The following is a 16,989-nucleotide window of genomic DNA, read 5'->3' as shown; positions in this document are numbered from 1 at the left end:
CAACGCGACGCAAGAATATGTTCAAAAAATAAACACTACACTTTCAAAAAGTTACTGGCGCATGCCGACGGCGAGGCGGTTAAACGCATTCATCAGACCAACCGCAAATGTCAGTTCTGAGATTTCCACGTCGCTGAACTGTGCTTTCAGTGGCGCAAATGCCTCATCCGGTGCGCCGGTTGCTGCCACAAGCGTCAGGGATTCCGCCCACGCCAGCGCCGCACGTTCACGCTCTGAATACGCATGGCTGACCTGCCAGCCCGCCAGCTGATCCAGTTTGGTCTGCGCGACATCCATTTTGCGCAATGCTTTGGCATGCATATCCAGGCAGTAGGCGCAGCCGTTAATTTGCGAAACCCGCAGGAATGCCAGCTCGATAATCACGTTATCCAGCGGACCGTTTTCCAGCGCACCGAGCGCCGCTTTCATGGGTTCCATCACGGAAGAAGACAGGGAATAGTAAGGCAGGCGAAGTGCGGTCATGATGATTTCCTCTGGGATTTTGGTGTAAACAGTGACGCACGGCGCGTCTCAATGAACGCCACTTTACGCTGTACATGGTCTACACTACAGGGCCATAAAATGTCTATTTAATCAGGTCATGAATGAGCCGTTTCAGCCTTGCCTTTCAGCTCGATCCCCGACACAAAGAACCGCTTTACCGGCAGATTTATCAGCGGGTAAAACAGGCGATCATGACAGGGCAACTTAAACGCGACAGCCGCGTGCCGTCGGTGCGGGCGCTGGCCAGTGAACTCGGCGTGGCGCGCGCCACCGTTGAAAATGCCTATGGACTGCTGACGGCAGAAGGATTTCTGCAAAGCCGCGGACAGGCCGGAACGGTGGTCAGCGCGCCGCAGAGCTTAGCCGCCCCCGCGCCCTCGCCGGTGAGAAAAAACGCGGTGCCCAAACCCATTAACCCGATGCTGCCATCCGTGTCTTCGCTGCCTTTTCAGCTCGGCCTTCCGGCGCTGGATGCGTTTCCCCGTGCAATCTGGTCGCGCATTGTTTCAAGGCAAATCCGTCATACCAGCATGAACGATTTAGGCCATCCGCCGCTGGCCGGTACCGACGGTTTACGCCATTCCATTGCCCGTTATTTGCAGCTTTCCCGGGGTTTCACCTGCCGTCCTGAACAGATTTTTATTTGCGCCGGATATGCACCGCTGCTGGATCTGGTCATCGGCAGCCTGTTACAGCCGGGCGATGGCGTATGGCTGGAGGATCCGGGGTATCCGGTGACGCAGGCATTTTTCCGCGCAGCCGGGGCGGTGCCGATGGCGGTGAATGTCGATGAGGAAGGCATGAATGTGCCGCAGGCGGTGGCGCAGCACCCCCATGCGCGTTTCGCCGTGGTGACACCCGCGCATCAAAGCCCGACCGGCGTGACCATGAGTTTAGCGCGGCGCATGGCGCTGCTCGACTGGGCGGCGAAACAGCAGGCGTGGATTATCGAAGATGACTACGACAGTGAGTTCCGTTATCACGGCCAGCCGCTGCCGTCGCTGAAAAGCCTGGATACGCAGGGGCGTGTGATTTACGCGGGGACGTTCAGCAAAGTGATGTTTCCGGCGCTACGCTGCGGTTATCTGGTGGTGCCTGAAAGTCTGGTGGAAAAGATCGAGGCGTATTGCCCGCTGCGCATTTGTGGCACGCCGCCGCTGATACAAAACAGCATTACGGAATTTATCGAACAGGGACATTTTTACCGGCACCTGAAACGGATGCGTCAGATGTATGCAGAGCGGCGCGGCTTTCTGGAACAGGCCCTGACGGCGACGTTTTCGCCGGACATCCTGCGGGTAAATCAGCAGGCCGGGGGGATCCAGCTTTGCGCCACACTCAGCCCGCATCTGGATGATGCGGCAATCGCGCGCGCTGCACGGGAGCAGGGGCTGGCAATACAGGCGGTGTCCGACTGGCAGGTGTTACGCCGCGAACGGGGCGATGCCCTTCGGCCAAACGGGTTACTGATGGGGTTTCCAAACATCTGTTCAGCGGAGCAGGCGAAGCAGTGGGTTACGCGGCTGGCCGTGGCCTTTGCAGGTGCCTGAAAATAGAAAACGGAGCCCGGAGGCTCCGTCGTCTTTTTAGCAATCGCGCAGCAATGAGGGAAGCCGCGCTGGTGTCTGTGTTTCAACCATCCCGACACAGGAGTGAGACACCTTAAATTGCCCTTTCAGTGACTAGCGACGTCCTAACAGGACACCGATCACAATACCGACTGCTGCACCGGCACCGACGCCATACCACGGATTATCTTTCACATAATCATTGGCCTGGGCGGCAGCATCACGGGCATGCTTGCTGATTTTATCGCCGTTAAAGCGTGCACGTGTATCACGTAAAACGCCCTGGGCTTTGCTGCGTAGCTTATCCAACTCATCCTTGGATTTGTTCCCGGCAGACTGAAGAACTTCATCCAGCGTGTCAGCCAGTAAGGTCACATCCTGATCAATGCTTTTTTCTACTTTATCTGTTTTCTTAAACATTCGGCCTCTCCTTGTTGAACGATTTTTTTCAGTTTTTTACTGTGTTTAAAACTGATACTTAAAGCATAGACCAAAATCCTGCATCAGCGGGTTCCACGAGAACAAATGCCTGTATTTGTAGGGGTGAACAGGCCATGAGGCTGGTCGGAAAAGTCAGGCGTGGCGCGGACTTGCGTGACGCGGATCAGATTTTTCTGCAAGTGACGATGACGTTACAGCCAATAACATTTTTACCCCCGTTCAGCCGCGAAAACCTGTTTATACTGTTGATCCCAGTCTCAGTATTCACATCCGGTTTTGCTCATGTCTTTAAGTACGCTTCGCGCCAATCTTCAGCTCAATAAACGCATTTTGTCGTTTATGTTATTCACCTTTGTGGTCTATCTGACGATTGGCCTGCCGCTGGCTGTATTGCCGGGGTTTGTACACAACACGCTCGGTTATAACTCGGTTCTGGCCGGGCTGATTATCAGCGTTCAGTATTTCTCCACCCTGATAAGCCGCCCGCATGCCGGACGTTATGCCGATCAGCTCGGCCCAAAACGGGTGGTCATTTTTGGCCTGATTTGCTGCGGGCTCAGCGGCGTTTTCTACATGCTGGCATTTATGTTTGCGCACGTTCCGCTGGCCAGCCTGCTGCTGCTCTGCGTCGCCCGTATTTTCCTCGGCGTCGGGGAAAGCTTCGGCAGCACCGGCACCACCCTGTGGGGGATCGGCGCGGTCGGCCCGATGCATACCGCGCGGGTGATTTCCTGGAACGGCGTTGCCACCTACGGCGCAATGGCCGTCGGCGCACCGCTGGGCGTGATGCTCAATCACGGCTTTGGGCTGCCTGGCGTGGCGGTGCTGATTGTTGTTGCCGTGGTGATTGCCGCTCTGGTCGCCTGTCGCAAAGCGGCGATTTCAGTCACCGCCGGTAAACGGATCGCGTTCAGATCGGTGATCGGACGGATCGGGTTGTACGGTCTGGGTCTGGGCTTTGGCACCATCGGTTTCGGGGTGATCGCCACCTTTATCACGCTCTATTATGCCGATAAGGGCTGGAGCGGGGCGGCGTTTACACTCACTTTATTCAGCCTCGGTTTCGTCGGCGTGCGGCTGGTGTTCGGCAATATGATCAACCGGTTCGGCGGTTTGCGCGTGTCGCTGGTGTCGTTTGTTGTCGAAATCGCAGGCTTGCTGATGATTTGGCTGGGAACCGATCCTGTCACGGTGCAGCTGGGGGCATTTCTTACCGGCTCCGGCTTCTCGCTGATTTTCCCTGCTCTGGGCGTGGAAGCTGTGAAACAAGTTCCCCCGCAGAATCAGGGAACGGCGCTCGGGCTGTATTCCGCTTTTCTCGATCTCGGGCTTGGGATCACCGGGCCGGTAGCCGGACTGATGATTGCGCATCTGGGTACCCCTTCTATTTATCTGGCGGCGGCTTTTATGGTGGTGATTGCCTGGCTGCTGACCCTGAAACTCTGGCTGCAAACATCACGGCAAACATCGTCCCGCTAGCTTTTTTGATGTGTTTAGATAAATCCTAAATGCGCCAAAATTGGGGATAAAGGCATTGTCTGGCAGAGTTATTGCGGTAAGGTCGCCTTGCGGTTAAAGAAGCGAGGAGCAACCATGTATTTACGGCCAGATGAAGTGGCACGCGTTTTAGAAACATCAGGATTTGAGCGCGATTATATTGATGATAAAGCATACGGTTATCGCCGTGGCGAGTTCTATGTGTATGTGAACCGGGAAGCGCGGTTTGGCCGGACTGCCCTGGTAATACACCCGGCGATGAAAGAACGCAGCGAGCGTTTTGCCGAGCCAACGGCATCTTTTCGCAGCAGCGATGCCTACAAGAATTTCCCGCTGGATGTGTCCAGCGACAACGAAACCTACTACGGCATTTGCCACGGTTTCAGTTCACGCCAGATTTTGGCGAGTTATCTGGATAACGTGTTCAGATAAGCAGTCAGTTAAATCTGATGAGAAAAAGCCGCTGACTCAGCGGCTTTTTTGCATCTAAACCAGATGGATCTGATTATAGGTTTCGTTATAGTCGCGACGAAATTGCGCCAGCTCGAAGGGTTCGATATCCAGTTCGGCGAAGTAAAACAGCGCCAGCTCGGCGTGTTCACTGCTCAGCTGCGGGGGCAGGTGCGCACGCACCAGAATATTTCGCCAGCGGACAATATTTTCAGCCGACGCATCTTTAATAAACGTATGATAGATGAACACGACGTAGGCGGCCTTGCGGATCTCTTCCGCATAGCCACCGCTTATGGAGCGGATAAACATCTGACTCTGTCGTTTGCCCATTTCCAGCAGCATAGAATCGATATAAACCGGTTTAATTTTCAACAGACTGGCGAGTGAATCATTCGCTTTACGGGTGTCTGCCGTCATGAACCAATAACCCACAATAAAAACCACAACAATTGCAGCAAGCATAATCCATATCATTCTGGACTCTGGCCTCCGGCCTTTTCTGGCGTGATGTAAAGGTGCATGCAACACCCGATGCTGCGAGTTTATCTGCTAATGGAAAGAAATACGTGAAGGTGTGACAAAGAATTTGCGCCTGCCGGGCAGAATGTCATTGTAGGGACATGAGATATTGATGAAATCAGCCCAAAAAGCATGACCTTTTAAGGAGTCAACGATGGCCAGAAACATTGAAATCAAAGCAAAGGTAGATGATTTTTCAGCGCTGTATGAAAAGCTGGCGCTGATAAGTGACGGGCTGCCGGACATTATCGATCAGGACGACACCTTTTTTATCTGCCCGCACGGACGTCTCAAATTACGCACACTGGCACCGGATCGCGGTGAACTGATTTTTTATCAGCGCCCGGATCAGGCGGGCCCGAAAACCAGTTTTTACACGCTCACAGAAACTCAGGATCCTCACGGCCTGCGTGAAACCCTGACGCTGGCCTATGGCGCGGCTGGCCGCGTGATCAAGCAACGTACGCTGTTTATGACCGGGCAAACTCGTCTGCATCTCGACCGGGTAAAAGGTCTGGGTGATTATCTCGAGTTTGAAGTGGTGCTGGCAGATGAAGAAACGCCGGAGCAGGGCATTGCGATAGCGGAAGACTTACTGGAACGGCTGGGGATTGATCGTCAGGAACTGGTGGATCAGGCGTATGTTGATCTGCTCAAACACAAAGGGCAGCATCACACCGGCTGACCCGGCACCGCATGCTGTTTGACCGCCTTCATGTCGAAGATGAAGGCGGTTAAGAAGTGATGACTTTATTTCTTTTCTTCCAGCGAATACGGCAGCGGCTGAATGGCCAGGTGGCTGGTCACATCTTCACGGACACGCAGTTTTGCATCGGCTTCCAGATCGTTATTCAGCACGGCCTGAACCCAGACGGTGCCGTCGTTAAGCTGTACCGCTGCCAACACCGTGCCGGTACGACGCCAGTTTTCACCGAGTTGCATTTCGAGATCGTCTGCAGGAGCGGGCACTTTGCTGGCCTTGCCTGACAACCAGAACAGCGCACGTTTGTTGGCACCGCGGTATTTCGCGCGCGCCACCATTTCCTGACCGGCGTAGCAGCCTTTGGTAAAGCTGATGCCGTCCAGTGCCTGAATGTTAGTCGCCTGCGGAATAAACTGCACCGCGTTGGCGCTGTCAATCACCGGGAATCCCGCTTCGATATCCAGCGCCAGCCACTGTTGGCTGTCATTGCGCTGCGCCTGTTCTCCCAGTTCCTCTGCCACCTGCCGGGCTTTTTCCGGGCTGGTGATAATCAGATAACGTTCGGCGGGCAACGAAAAATGCAGCAGCGTCGTTTCATCCTGTTGCACCACCGGCTGTTCAGCGGTCGGCAGCGTTGAGAACAATCCGGTCAGCGCTGCGCTGGCCTGAAAACCTGCCACGCCCAGCAGCACCACATCGTCATCGGCGGTAAAGGTGATCTTGGAAAAGACCGCATACTTTTTGATTTCAGCTAATTGCGTATCACGCAGGTTACGGCGTTCGAGATAAGCCATACCGTCGCCGCGTTTGAACAGCCGCAGGTTACTCCACATTTTGCCTTTAGCATCGCAATGCGCGCACAGCACATGGTCATCGGCGGCCAGCGCATCGACGTCGGCGGTGACCTGACCTTGCAGATATTTCATCGTATCCGCACCGCTCAGGGTGACCATTGCCCAGTCTTCCAGCGAAATGAGGGTCAGCGGCAGGTGGGAGGACGCAGAAGGTTTTTGCGGTGGAAACGGAAATTCGTGAGTCATTTTCTTATCCCGGTCTATGAAATGTGACTGATGCCTCATGGTAAAAGAGGCCATCACCTTTTAAAACAGTTATTGGTGCCTTTTACGGGATGCCTTCCGGAGAATGTAAAACATGCGACAGGTTTGCATCAGGTTTTACGGCACATCACGTAGATTGACAAAACAAGGCACTGAAAAGTTACTTCACATGCCAAGCGGCTGTTAGAATCGAAAAAATTCCCTTTTCGTCCCTACAAAAGAGTCTCGTTATGGAAAGCAAAAACCAACTGGATATCAATAATCGATCACAGATCCACTGGGCCTGCCGTCGCGGAATGCGCGAGCTGGATATCTCTATCATGCCGTTCTTTGAGTACGAATATGACGGTCTGGATGAGACAGATAAAGCCCTGTTTGCCCGTCTCCTGACCAACGATGATCCCGATTTATTTAACTGGCTGATGAATCACGGCGCACCTCAGGACGCTGAATTACAACGCATGGTGGCTCTCATTCAGACCCGAAATAAAGACCGTGGCCCTGTGGCGATGTGATTTAAGGGTGTCCTGGCGCAGTCAGTTGATTTCACTGGCCATTTACGGCGCAGTGATGTTGCTGATTTTGCTGGCACCCTGGCCGCCAGGCTACTGGCCTGCATGGATGACGTTGCTTTTGCTGATGCTTTTTGAATGTATCCGCAGCCAGCGGCGCATCACTGCACGCACCGGCGAGGTGATTCTGCTCGATGAGCGACGCCTGATTTGGCGAGGCCAGGAATGGCAACTCAAACATCCGGTGTGGATGATAAGCCACGGCGCGTTGCTGTCTTTGCGGCGTGAAAAACGTAAAGGGGGTCTGGCGCAGGCGATGCGCAGTTCACGGCACCGTTTATGGCTGGCATCGGACAGTATGAGCGTGGAAGAGTGGCGGCGTTTACGCCAGATATTACTTAACTGCCGCCCACCGAACCCGAAAGAGCAGGGCTGAGGGCGGCGTCAGACGCGAAGTGCCGGAAGGGTTACAGCAGCGCATCCATTTCCAGCAGGATTTGCTCGCACCACTGTTGCAGGCGTTCGTCGGTGAGATCGAACTGATTCACATCATCGAGCGCCAGCCCGACAAAATGTTTACCGTCCGCACTCAGCGGTTTCGGGCTGGTGAACTCAAAACCTTCCGTCGGCCAGAAACCGATGAACTTCACGCCCATTGGCACCAGCTGGTGGTACAACATGCCGAGTGCATCGAGGAACCATTCGCTGTAACCGAGCTGATCGCCCATGCCATACATCGCCACGATTTTGCCTCGCAGTTTAAGCGTCGGCAGTTGATTCCAGACGGCCTCCCAGTCTTCCTGGATCTCACCGAAATCCCATGTCGGGATGCCGAGGATCAGGACGCTGTAGTCTTCCATTTTTTCCGGATCGACATCTTTGAGGTTGTGCAAATCAACCAGATCTTCGCCCAAAATATCGCGAATTTTCTCCGCGGCCATTTCGGTGTAACAGGTGCTGGAGCCGTAGAAAAGACCAATCTTCATACTTGTTGCCATAACGTCAAAAGAATTCGAATGGTTAGCAGTGTATACCCAAAAGCACTATTTTTGCATCAGGGCTGCCCATTCCCAGGTAACCACCGTGATGAAAGGACGGGCAGATTTGGGCGGCGTTTCCTCTTAATGAAAGGCATAATGCCATCACACGCCCATTGCGCGGCCTGTACTTGCACAAAAGGAATCAGGATGCCAAACCAGGATAATGTGACCCGTCAGGGGGATAACCCTGAGCCGTCTGATCAGGCGGTGAATCAGGCCGATCAGAACCTGATGGAACAGTTTCTTGATACGCTGTGGATTGAGCGCAATCTCGCAGAAAATACGCTGGCATCTTACCGTCAGGATCTGAAATCCCTGACCGGCTGGCTGCATCACCACAACACGGATCTGCTGCACGTCAGCGCCGAAGATTTGCAATTGTTCCTCGCCGAACGTGTCGAGGGCGGCTACAAAGCCACCAGTTCAGCGCGGCTGCTCAGCGCGATGCGACGACTGTTTCAATACATGAACCGCGAATCCGTTCGTCAGGATGATCCTACCGCGCTGCTCTCCTCACCCAAATTGCCACAGCGTCTGCCTAAAGATCTCAGCGAAGCGCAGGTGAGTACACTGCTCGCGTCGCCAAGCGTCGATGTACCGCTTGAGCTGCGTGACAAAGCCATGCTCGAGTTGTTGTATGCCACCGGTTTGCGTGTTTCCGAGCTGGTCGGGCTGACGCTCAGCGACATCAGTTTGCGTCAGGGCGTGGTGAGGGTGATCGGTAAAGGGAACAAAGAGCGGCTGGTGCCGATGGGAGAAGAAGCGGTCTACTGGCTGGAAAATTATTTGGAGCACGGAAGGCCCTGGCTGCTGAACGGGCAATCGCTCGATATCGTGTTTCCGAGTAACCGCGCGCAGAAAATGACCCGGCAGACATTCTGGCATCGCATCAAACACTATGCGATCCTTGCGGGTATTGATGCAGAGCGGTTATCCCCCCACGTGTTACGCCACGCTTTTGCCACTCATTTACTGAACCATGGCGCGGATCTGCGCGTGGTGCAAATGTTGTTAGGTCACAGTGACTTATCGACCACTCAAATTTATACGCATGTAGCGACTGAACGACTCAAACAGCTACATCAACAACATCATCCCCGCGCCTGACTGGCCGGGAAAAAGGACGAAATGATGAAAAAAGGTTTAATGCTGCTCACTTTTATTGCCGCGTGTATGAGCTCCGCGGTGCAGGCTGATGATGCAGCAATCAAAGCAACGCTGAATAAACTGGGCATGAGTCAGGCTGATATTCAGCCCACTCCGGTGACCGGCCTGAGCGCGGTTTCCACCAGCGGCGGCGTGATTTACATCACTGATGACGGAAAACACGTATTGCAGGGGCCGATGTATGACGTCAGCGGGGCTCAGCCTGTCAACGTGACCAACAAAACGCTGGTGAAAAAGCTGGATGCGTTGAAAAACGAAATGATCATCTACAAAGCTAAAAACGAAAAACACGTGATCACAGTGTTTACCGACATCACCTGCGGTTACTGCCACAAATTGCATCAGCAGATGCAAGGCTATAACGATCTCGGTATTACCGTGCGTTATCTGGCGTTCCCGCGTCAGGGGCTGGATTCTAAAACCGAGAAAGACATGCAGTCGATCTGGTGCACCGGTGACCGTAATACCACCTTTGATGCGGCAATGCGCGGTGATGACATTACTCCGGCAACCTGTAAAACCAGTGATATCGCGAAACATTATGAGCTGGGCGTGCAGTTTGGCGTGACCGGCACGCCGGCGATCGTGCTGGAAGATGGTTCTCTGATCCCGGGTTATCAGCCGCCAAAAGAACTGGCCGCCGCGCTCGACAAGCGTGCTCTTTCACATAAAACCGGTGGCTGATTTTTCGTGACCCTTAAGACTCAACTTCGCCGCCGTGAGGCCGCGACCGGCGTGGAACTTCCCGCTGAACTCTCCCCGTTATTACGCCGTTTATACCTCTCGCGTGGCGTGAAAGACAGCCAGGAACTGGAGCGCAGCGTGCGTGGCATGCTGCCTTATCAGCAACTTGATGGCATCGATGATGCGGTCAGGCTGTTGCAAAAAGCCCTGACGGAGCGGCTGCGCATTATTATCGTCGGCGATTTCGACGCCGATGGTGCCACCAGCACCGCGCTGGCGCTGCTTTCCCTGCGCAGTATGGGCTGTGGCAATCTTGATTTTCTGGTGCCAAACCGTTTCGAAGACGGTTACGGCCTCAGCCCGGAAGTGGTGGAGCAGGCTGCGGCGCGCGGTGCTGAGCTGATTCTGACCGTGGATAACGGCATCTCTTCTCATGCAGGCGTTACGCTTGCCCACGAGAAGGGCATTCAGGTGCTGGTCACCGATCACCACCTGCCGGGCGATACCTTGCCGGATGCCGAAGCGATCATTAACCCGAATCTGCACGGATGTGCGTTTCCTTCCAAATCGCTGGCGGGTGTCGGTGTGGCGTTTTATCTGATGCTGGCGCTGCGCAGTGCGTTACGCGACAGCGGCTGGTTCGAGACAACCGGTCTGACGCCGCCCAATCTGGCGGAACATCTGGATCTGGTGGCGCTCGGTACCGTGGCAGACGTGGTGCCGCTCGATGCCAATAACCGCATCATGGTGTATCAGGGGTTGAACCGCATCCGTGCGGGAAAATGTCGCCCCGGCATCCGCGCGTTGCTGGAAGTGGCCGGTCGTGAAGCACGCACGCTGGGGGCGAGTGATTTAGGTTTTGCTCTGGGGCCACGGCTTAACGCCGCCGGGCGTCTTGACGATATGTCAGTGGGTGTGGCGTTGCTGCTCACTGAAGATATCGGCCAGGCACGCGCGCTGGCGAGTGATTTAGATGCGCTTAACCAGACCCGTCGCGAAATAGAGCAGGGTATGCAAGTGGAAGCGCTGGCGCTGTGCGACAAACTGGAGCAGGGCACCGAGGCGTTACCGTACGGGCTGGCGATGTACCACCCGGAATGGCACCAGGGCGTGGTCGGTATTCTGGCATCTCGCCTGAAAGAACGTTTTAACCGCCCGGTGATTGCGTTTGCGCCGGCAGGTGAAGGTATTCTGAAAGGCTCAGGCCGTTCGATTGCCGGTTTGCATATGCGCGATGCGCTGGAACGCCTTGATACCCTCAATCCGGGCCTGATGATGAAATTCGGCGGGCACGCGATGGCCGCAGGCTTATCGCTGGAAGAGAGCAAATTCGACGAGTTTCGCGACAAATTCGCCGAACTGGTCGGCGAATGGCTGGATCCTTCGCATCTGGAAGGCGTGGTGTGGTCCGATGGCGAACTGGCCGCGCAGGAACTGACGTTGGATACCGCTGAAATGCTGCGTGACGGTGGCCCCTGGGGGCAGTCATTCCCTGAACCGACGTTCGACGGCACTTTCCGAATCCTGCAACAAAAGCTCCTGAAAGAGCGTCATCTGAAACTGATGATTGAACCCCTCGGCGGCGGCCCGCTGCTTGACGGCATTGCGTTTAACATCGATCCGACCTTCTGGCCCGACAGCAGCATCCGTGAAGTGCAACTGGCATACCGGCTGGATATCAACGAATTCCGTGGAAATCGCAGCGTTCAGTTGATCATTCAACATTTGTGGCCGAAATAAGCCTTTTGCGTACGGAATAAACCCTGCAAAAAAACGGCTCGTTGCTATAAAAAGACCGCTAATTCCGTTAGAATCGGCGGTTCGAATGGCATTGGGCCAACTCCGAATCTAACGTAAGACGCGAAAAAATTATGTTTGAAATTAATCCGGTTAAAAACCGCATTCAGGACCTGTCCGAACGGACAGTCGTTCTTCGGGGGTATCTTTGACTATGATGCCAAGAAAGAACGCCTCGAAGAAGTAAACGCCGAGCTGGAACAGCCGGACGTCTGGAACGAACCTGAACGCGCACAGGCGCTGGGTAAAGAACGTTCCGCTCTGGAAGCTATCGTGGAAACCATCGATGAGTTGTTGCAGGGCGCGGAAGACGTGACCGGCCTGCTCGAACTGGCTGTTGAAGCCGACGATGAAGACACCTTCAACGAAACGGTTGCCGAACTCGATGTACTGACCGCCAAACTGGAGCAGCTCGAATTCCGCCGCATGTTCTCCGGTGAATACGACAGCGCAAGTTGCTACCTCGACATTCAGGCCGGTTCCGGTGGTACGGAAGCGCAGGACTGGGCGAGCATGCTGCTGCGTATGTATTTACGCTGGGCCGAAGCCAAAGGTTTCAAAACGGAAGTGATTGAAGAGTCTGACGGCGAAGTCGCAGGCCTGAAATCCGCCACCATCAAGATCATCGGTGACTATGCGTTTGGCTGGTTGCGTACCGAAACTGGCGTGCATCGCCTGGTACGTAAAAGCCCGTTTGACTCCGGTGGCCGTCGTCATACCTCTTTCAGTTCCGCGTTTGTTTATCCGGAAGTGGACGATGACATCGCTATCGAAATCAACCCGGCCGACCTGCGTATCGACGTATACCGCGCGTCAGGTGCGGGTGGTCAGCACGTCAACAAAACGGAATCTGCGGTACGTATTACCCACCTTCCGACCAACATTGTGACCCAGTGTCAGAACGACCGCTCCCAGCATAAAAACAAAGATCAGGCCATGAAGCAGATGAAAGCGAAGCTTTATGAGTATGAGATGCAGAAGAAAAATGCGGATAAACAGCAGCTGGAAGACAACAAGTCTGACATCGGCTGGGGCAGTCAGATTCGTTCTTACGTGCTGGATGATGCTCGTATCAAAGATTTGCGTACAGGCGTCGAAACACGAAATACGCAGGCCGTGTTGGATGGCGACCTGGATAAATTCATCGAAGCCAGTTTGAAAGCCGGGTTATAAGGAACCAACATGTCTGAACAACAATCGCCTGCTCAACAGCAGCCAACAGAAAACGTACCCGATCTTAACAACGAGCTTAAGGCGCGTCGTGAGAAGCTGGCTTTGCTGCGCGAATCCGGCAATGCGTTCCCTAACGATTTCCGTCGTGACAGCATCTCCGATGAACTGCACGCGAAATACGGCGAAAAGACCAACGAAGAGCTGGAAGCCTTAGACATCAGCGTTACCGTCGGTGGCCGTATGATGACCCGTCGCATCATGGGCAAGGCATCTTTCGTGACCCTGCAAGATGTGGGTGGCCGTATTCAGCTTTACGTTGCGCGTGACGATCTGGCAGAAGGCATCTACAACGAACAGTTCAAGAAATGGGATCTGGGCGATATCCTGGGTGCGACCGGTAAGCTGTTCAAAACCAAGACCGGCGAACTGTCGATCCACTGTTCTGAACTGCGTCTGCTGACCAAAGCACTGCGCCCGCTGCCGGACAAATTCCACGGCTTACAGGATCAGGAAGCGCGTTACCGTCAGCGTTATCTCGACCTGATCGCCAACGATGATTCCCGCAAAACCTTCAAGATCCGTTCTCAGATCATGTCGGGTATCCGCAGCTTCATGGTGGAAAACGGCTTCATGGAAGTCGAAACCCCGATGATGCAGGTGATCCCTGGCGGTGCAGCGGCGCGTCCGTTCATCACGCACCACAATGCACTCGATATCGACATGTACCTGCGTATCGCGCCGGAACTGTATCTGAAACGTCTGGTGGTGGGTGGCTTCGATCGCGTATTCGAAATCAACCGTAACTTCCGTAACGAAGGCGTTTCTCCGCGTCACAACCCAGAGTTCACCATGATGGAACTCTACATGGCGTACGCGGATTACAAAGATCTGATCGTTCTGACCGAATCCCTGTTCCGCACGCTGACCGAATCGGTTCTGGGCAGCAGCGTTGTGCAGTACGGCGAGCAGACTTTCGATTTCGGCAAGCCGTTCGCCAAGCTGACCATGCGTGAAGCGATCTGCAAATACCGTCCGGAAACCAACGTTGCCGATCTCGACGATCTGGCTAAAGCGACCGCTATCGCAGAATCTATCGGTATCAAAATCGAGAAGAGCTGGGGTCTGGGCCGTATCGTGACTGAGATCTTCGAAGAAACCGCAGAAGCGCAACTGATCCAGCCAACCTTCATTACCGAGTACCCGGCAGAAGTTTCTCCGCTGGCGCGCCGTAATGACGACAACCCTGAAATCACTGACCGTTTTGAATTCTTCATCGGTGGCCGAGAAATCGGTAACGGTTTCTCCGAGCTGAACGATGCTGAAGACCAGGCACAGCGCTTTGCTGACCAGGTTTCTGCGAAAGATGCAGGCGACGACGAAGCGATGTTCTTCGACGAAGACTACGTGACAGCGCTGGAACACGGCCTGCCACCGACCGCCGGTTTGGGTATTGGTATCGACCGTATGGTTATGCTGTTCACCAACAGCCACACCATCCGCGACGTTATCCTGTTCCCGGCAATGCGTCCGCAGACACAGAAATAAGCTTCCTCAGAAACAACAAAAGGGCGCTCCGGCGCCCTTTTTTATGTTGCAGATCACGCCACACGCTAACTGCTTAAAACTCCAGCGCTTATCCGCAATCACGCCTTGCTCCGCCGCTGTAACCGGTTATAATGCCCCTCGCACACCGATGCGGGTGTAGTTCAATGGTAGAACGGCAGCTTCCCAAGCTGCATACGAGGGTTCGATTCCCTTCACCCGCTCCAGAATCATTTCCCAGACCTTCCGTAATCATCCAAAAAAACCAATAAAATCAAATGTATTATCCATCTTATTGTCCGCTTGCGTCCGAGCACATCCCTTGAAAGCCAGTATTTGATGTGTATATGATCGCGTATAGTTTTGATCAGTTCCCCGTAGCGGCCTGTAGTCCCTGTTGCAAGCTACTGCCGGTGCCGTATTTCGCCATCTCTGCTTTGTAAGCATCAGTCTGGCGCAGTTGGTCGGCGGTCATGTCAGGATGCGCCTTTTTAGCTTCACTCAGCCCATTCAGGTCGCCCTGCGTCAGCGCAATATCCATCATGGCCGGGATTCTTGTTATTTTTTAGGCTATTGTAAAAATGCAGAACACTATCTAGATCCGTATTCCACTCCGAGATTTTCATACCATCTTCATTATGGGTAGTCCGAGGCTCTATAAATTCATTTATCTTATCCGGCATGAAATCCGGATGTTCATCCAAAAAAAGAATGCTGTTTTGTAAGTAAGCATTTTTCTCTTCAAAATATATCACCCATACAAAAATAAAATTACTTTGCCCTGGCTCATACATTGAAACAGCTAGCACGGCATGATCTTTATTAGCAAGGCCGCTCTCAAGTGACTTGAGCCAACTTTGTTTATAATCACTTAAACCCCAGTAACTTATTGGGATATTTAGTTTTTCATTAAAATCATCAATGATAATTTCAGCAGGAAAAACCGGCTCATCTTCCATTGTCACGGGTGTATCTTCGGGGAATATACCAAACATATAATTAATCCTGAATCCGGTTCAGATCACTGTCGTAAGTGCCAATACGCTTACCTTTACTATTGAACATCTTCCAACCATTCGTCACATTATGGCTGTCAACATCGGGGCTAATATAATTTTTTCCGTTGTAATATACCGGCTGACCGTGTGAGTCAAATGGCGCTTTTTTGCGGTGGGATTCGTTGTCCATAACCTAAGTTCTTTGTCACTATTACCGTTAGCGGAATCAGCATTATAGCTGAGGCTATAGAATAAAATTCCGGCTCTAGGGTCGGGACTTATTCAGCATTTTAATTTGCCAAAAAAATCGTCAACATCAAAAAAATACCGCCAAGTTTCATTGTCTGTAAATAAAGAAATTTCATGTTTACTTACTAACTTCCCAATATAAATCTCAGGAAAATCAACTCCACGACATGCAAATCTAAGGCAATGGGATGTTCTATAATCAAACATTGCATCAATGAGATCATCGTCATCTACGTCCACACTCTCATAAAAGCAATGGATTTTTTTTGCTAAAGAGTCTTCAGTTAAATTAACTATCGGAAAGTCCGCTTTTCGAATTGCATCTTCATTTTCTTTCAACCACTCAATTAATGCTTGAAAATCGACTATCCCGGTAAACAATGCATGCAAAACGTCATTGCTTTTTATCGATATTTCAACAGCTTGTGATTTTTTCGCTTCAGCGGAATTAAACAAAGTGACATTCAGCTTATTCATAACTATTTACCTTTAATCATATTATTGTATTCGGCTTTGTTAATATCACCTCTAGCAAGAATCTCACGTAATACTTTTGGTGGTGCTTCTGTCCCAGGCACTGGATAACCATGTCATCCTCCAACATTATCAGGTTGAAATTCATAGATTTTACCAACACTAACTCCATATTTTTGCTTACCACCTTGAATGGAGTTATTTAATACTTCCTGAGCCTTCGAATCACTTAAGTCCATAGGAGTGCCCCAACCTCCAGCAGCATGTTTGGGGCTAGGAACATATTTACTTTTCTCTGGTGTATAAGCCAAATCATCCGGATTCTGCTCTGCAACCGGCGTGGTTGTAGTATTCCCGCCCACAACCGGTGCGCCATCAAGATTACCGGTATTCGTTGCCCCCTGATCACCGCCGGTATTACTCGGGCTTTGGGCTGACTCTTCGCCGTCGCCATCGCAAGCAGCTTGGATTCGCTAAACACGCAGCATCTAATCCTTCTCTGCCTGCGCTTTCTTTTCACCTCCAAGATACGGTAGTGACCATTTCACATCCTGACGTTTCTGATCATCCGGCGCTGACAGCGCATTAGTCTCCCCAACATACTCTTTCC

Annotated in this window: 20 protein-coding genes, 1 tRNA gene and 1 pseudogene; 12 read left to right on the top strand and 10 right to left on the bottom strand. The window is 52.8% G+C overall.

Translation table 11 applies throughout. The features are described 5' to 3' along the window. Window positions 1–51: 51 nt before the first annotated feature. The gene (locus J1779_RS11985) at window positions 52–483 is read right to left on the bottom strand and encodes a carboxymuconolactone decarboxylase family protein (RefSeq protein ID WP_056781976.1); all 432 of its coding nucleotides are present in this window, start codon (window positions 481–483) and stop codon (window positions 52–54) included. Between the two features lie 122 nt (window positions 484–605). Between J1779_RS11985 and pdxR the strand changes: the two genes are divergently transcribed. Beyond that, window positions 606–2,054 carry a MocR-like pyridoxine biosynthesis transcription factor PdxR gene (gene pdxR / locus J1779_RS11980; protein WP_217203866.1) on the top strand — a complete coding sequence of 483 codons (1,449 nt, stop codon included), beginning with the start codon at window positions 606–608 and terminating at the stop codon, window positions 2,052–2,054. A gap of 132 nt (window positions 2,055–2,186) precedes the next feature. On the opposite strand, the gene J1779_RS11975 is transcribed toward pdxR, so the two are convergent. Continuing rightward, a complete protein-coding gene (locus tag J1779_RS11975) occupies window positions 2,187–2,492 on the bottom strand; it encodes an ElaB/YgaM/YqjD family protein (RefSeq protein WP_056781972.1) in 306 nt (101 codons plus the stop codon). 303 nt (window positions 2,493–2,795) lie between these two features. On the opposite strand from J1779_RS11975, the gene J1779_RS11970 reads away from it, so the two are divergent. Together J1779_RS11970 and J1779_RS11965 are read left to right on the top strand one after the other, a co-directional pair. Next, on the top strand, window positions 2,796–3,992 hold the full coding sequence (locus tag J1779_RS11970; RefSeq protein WP_217203865.1) for an MFS transporter: 1,197 nt from the start codon (window positions 2,796–2,798) through the stop codon (window positions 3,990–3,992). Window positions 3,993–4,106: 114 nt separating this feature from the next. After that, window positions 4,107–4,442 (top strand): DUF2002 family protein, encoded by a 336-nt coding sequence (locus tag J1779_RS11965; RefSeq protein ID WP_056781967.1) that lies wholly within the window; start codon window positions 4,107–4,109, stop codon window positions 4,440–4,442. A gap of 54 nt (window positions 4,443–4,496) precedes the next feature. On the opposite strand, the gene J1779_RS11960 is transcribed toward J1779_RS11965, so the two are convergent. Further along, a complete protein-coding gene (locus J1779_RS11960; RefSeq protein ID WP_056781965.1) occupies window positions 4,497–4,937 on the bottom strand; it encodes a DUF1198 domain-containing protein in 441 nt (146 codons plus the stop codon). A 199-nt stretch (window positions 4,938–5,136) separates the two neighbouring features. On the opposite strand from J1779_RS11960, the gene J1779_RS11955 reads away from it, so the two are divergent. After that, a complete protein-coding gene (locus J1779_RS11955; RefSeq protein ID WP_056781963.1) occupies window positions 5,137–5,667 on the top strand; it encodes a class IV adenylate cyclase in 531 nt (176 codons plus the stop codon). A gap of 65 nt (window positions 5,668–5,732) precedes the next feature. Here J1779_RS11955 and ygfZ read toward each other — a convergent pair whose 3' ends face one another. Next, complete coding sequence (gene ygfZ, locus J1779_RS11950) at window positions 5,733–6,725, bottom strand: tRNA-modifying protein YgfZ (protein WP_217203864.1); 993 nt, start codon at window positions 6,723–6,725, stop codon at window positions 5,733–5,735. 266 nt (window positions 6,726–6,991) lie between these two features. On the opposite strand from ygfZ, the gene sdhE reads away from it, so the two are divergent. Together sdhE and J1779_RS11940 are read left to right on the top strand one after the other, a co-directional pair. Then, on the top strand, window positions 6,992–7,258 hold the full coding sequence (gene sdhE / locus J1779_RS11945) for an FAD assembly factor SdhE (RefSeq protein WP_056782048.1): 267 nt from the start codon (window positions 6,992–6,994) through the stop codon (window positions 7,256–7,258). Next, complete coding sequence (locus J1779_RS11940; protein WP_217203863.1) at window positions 7,239–7,691, top strand: protein YgfX; 453 nt, start codon at window positions 7,239–7,241, stop codon at window positions 7,689–7,691. The genes sdhE and J1779_RS11940 overlap by 20 nt, the downstream gene beginning before the upstream one ends. A 31-nt stretch (window positions 7,692–7,722) precedes the next feature. Here J1779_RS11940 and fldB read toward each other — a convergent pair whose 3' ends face one another. Beyond that, the gene (fldB, locus tag J1779_RS11935) at window positions 7,723–8,241 is read right to left on the bottom strand and encodes a flavodoxin FldB (protein WP_056781956.1); all 519 of its coding nucleotides are present in this window, start codon (window positions 8,239–8,241) and stop codon (window positions 7,723–7,725) included. Between the two features lie 201 nt (window positions 8,242–8,442). Between fldB and xerD the strand changes: the two genes are divergently transcribed. The 6 genes from xerD (at window position 8,443) to J1779_RS11905 (ending at window position 14,885) form a co-directional block, all read left to right on the top strand. Then, window positions 8,443–9,402: a site-specific tyrosine recombinase XerD gene (gene xerD, locus J1779_RS11930; protein WP_122097051.1), complete on the top strand. Its 960-nt coding sequence runs from the start codon at window positions 8,443–8,445 to the stop codon at window positions 9,400–9,402. 24 nt (window positions 9,403–9,426) lie between these two features. Beyond that, window positions 9,427–10,146, top strand: coding sequence for a bifunctional protein-disulfide isomerase/oxidoreductase DsbC (dsbC, locus tag J1779_RS11925; RefSeq protein WP_056781954.1), 720 nt, complete (start codon window positions 9,427–9,429; stop codon window positions 10,144–10,146). A gap of 6 nt (window positions 10,147–10,152) precedes the next feature. Beyond that, complete coding sequence (gene recJ / locus J1779_RS11920) at window positions 10,153–11,886, top strand: single-stranded-DNA-specific exonuclease RecJ (RefSeq protein WP_217203862.1); 1,734 nt, start codon at window positions 10,153–10,155, stop codon at window positions 11,884–11,886. A gap of 131 nt (window positions 11,887–12,017) precedes the next feature. Next, window positions 12,018–13,116 (top strand): peptide chain release factor 2 gene (prfB, locus tag J1779_RS11915; RefSeq protein WP_122097049.1). Its coding sequence is split into 2 segments (ribosomal slippage): window positions 12,018–12,092 and window positions 12,094–13,116, totalling 1,098 coding nucleotides; the frame shifts between segments, so codons are not numbered across the junction. A gap of 9 nt (window positions 13,117–13,125) precedes the next feature. Then, window positions 13,126–14,661 (top strand): lysine--tRNA ligase, encoded by a 1,536-nt coding sequence (gene lysS / locus J1779_RS11910; protein WP_056781950.1) that lies wholly within the window; start codon window positions 13,126–13,128, stop codon window positions 14,659–14,661. Between the two features lie 150 nt (window positions 14,662–14,811). Continuing rightward, window positions 14,812–14,885: transfer RNA gene (locus J1779_RS11905), tRNA-Gly, on the top strand. Between the two features lie 140 nt (window positions 14,886–15,025). Here the strand turns inward: J1779_RS11905 and J1779_RS11900 are convergent. The 5 genes and pseudogenes from J1779_RS11900 to J1779_RS11880 all read right to left on the bottom strand — a co-directional run bounded on the left by J1779_RS11900 (window position 15,026) and on the right by J1779_RS11880 (window position 16,741). Beyond that, on the bottom strand, window positions 15,026–15,202 hold the full coding sequence (locus J1779_RS11900; RefSeq protein ID WP_217203861.1) for a hypothetical protein: 177 nt from the start codon (window positions 15,200–15,202) through the stop codon (window positions 15,026–15,028). Beyond that, window positions 15,156–15,653, bottom strand: coding sequence for a hypothetical protein (locus tag J1779_RS11895; RefSeq protein WP_217203860.1), 498 nt, complete (start codon window positions 15,651–15,653; stop codon window positions 15,156–15,158). Before J1779_RS11895 ends, J1779_RS11900 begins: the two co-directional genes overlap by 47 nt. A gap of 4 nt (window positions 15,654–15,657) precedes the next feature. After that, a pseudogene (locus J1779_RS11890) lies at window positions 15,658–15,856 on the bottom strand (toxin C-terminal domain-containing protein); the annotation flags it as partial. An 82-nt stretch (window positions 15,857–15,938) separates the two neighbouring features. Further along, the gene (locus J1779_RS11885; RefSeq protein WP_217203858.1) at window positions 15,939–16,382 is read right to left on the bottom strand and encodes a hypothetical protein; all 444 of its coding nucleotides are present in this window, start codon (window positions 16,380–16,382) and stop codon (window positions 15,939–15,941) included. 113 nt (window positions 16,383–16,495) lie between these two features. Then, window positions 16,496–16,741, bottom strand: coding sequence for a hypothetical protein (locus J1779_RS11880; protein ID WP_217203857.1), 246 nt, complete (start codon window positions 16,739–16,741; stop codon window positions 16,496–16,498). Window positions 16,742–16,989: the final 248 nt, after the last annotated feature.

It is taken from the genome of Rahnella rivi (genome assembly GCF_019049655.1).
Classification (GTDB): Bacteria; Pseudomonadota; Gammaproteobacteria; order Enterobacterales; family Enterobacteriaceae; genus Rahnella; species Rahnella rivi.
Note: the sequence above shows the minus strand (reverse complement) of the source record. Positions and strands in the feature narration are given on the sequence as shown.

Coding starts and splice junctions, on each gene's coding strand:
- J1779_RS11985 (WP_056781976.1), bottom strand. CDS start 483: ATGACCGCACTTCGCCTGCCTTACTATTCCCTGTCTTCTTCCGTGATG.
- pdxR (WP_217203866.1), top strand. CDS start 606: ATGAGCCGTTTCAGCCTTGCCTTTCAGCTCGATCCCCGACACAAAGAA.
- J1779_RS11975 (WP_056781972.1), bottom strand. CDS start 2,492: ATGTTTAAGAAAACAGATAAAGTAGAAAAAAGCATTGATCAGGATGTG.
- J1779_RS11970 (WP_217203865.1), top strand. CDS start 2,796: ATGTCTTTAAGTACGCTTCGCGCCAATCTTCAGCTCAATAAACGCATT.
- J1779_RS11965 (WP_056781967.1), top strand. CDS start 4,107: ATGTATTTACGGCCAGATGAAGTGGCACGCGTTTTAGAAACATCAGGA.
- J1779_RS11960 (WP_056781965.1), bottom strand. CDS start 4,937: ATGATATGGATTATGCTTGCTGCAATTGTTGTGGTTTTTATTGTGGGT.
- J1779_RS11955 (WP_056781963.1), top strand. CDS start 5,137: ATGGCCAGAAACATTGAAATCAAAGCAAAGGTAGATGATTTTTCAGCG.
- ygfZ (WP_217203864.1), bottom strand. CDS start 6,725: ATGACTCACGAATTTCCGTTTCCACCGCAAAAACCTTCTGCGTCCTCC.
- fldB (WP_056781956.1), bottom strand. CDS start 8,241: ATGAAGATTGGTCTTTTCTACGGCTCCAGCACCTGTTACACCGAAATG.
- xerD (WP_122097051.1), top strand. CDS start 8,443: ATGCCAAACCAGGATAATGTGACCCGTCAGGGGGATAACCCTGAGCCG.
- dsbC (WP_056781954.1), top strand. CDS start 9,427: ATGAAAAAAGGTTTAATGCTGCTCACTTTTATTGCCGCGTGTATGAGC.
- lysS (WP_056781950.1), top strand. CDS start 13,126: ATGTCTGAACAACAATCGCCTGCTCAACAGCAGCCAACAGAAAACGTA.
- J1779_RS11900 (WP_217203861.1), bottom strand. CDS start 15,202: ATGATGGATATTGCGCTGACGCAGGGCGACCTGAATGGGCTGAGTGAA.
- J1779_RS11895 (WP_217203860.1), bottom strand. CDS start 15,653: ATGTTTGGTATATTCCCCGAAGATACACCCGTGACAATGGAAGATGAG.
- J1779_RS11885 (WP_217203858.1), bottom strand. CDS start 16,382: ATGAATAAGCTGAATGTCACTTTGTTTAATTCCGCTGAAGCGAAAAAA.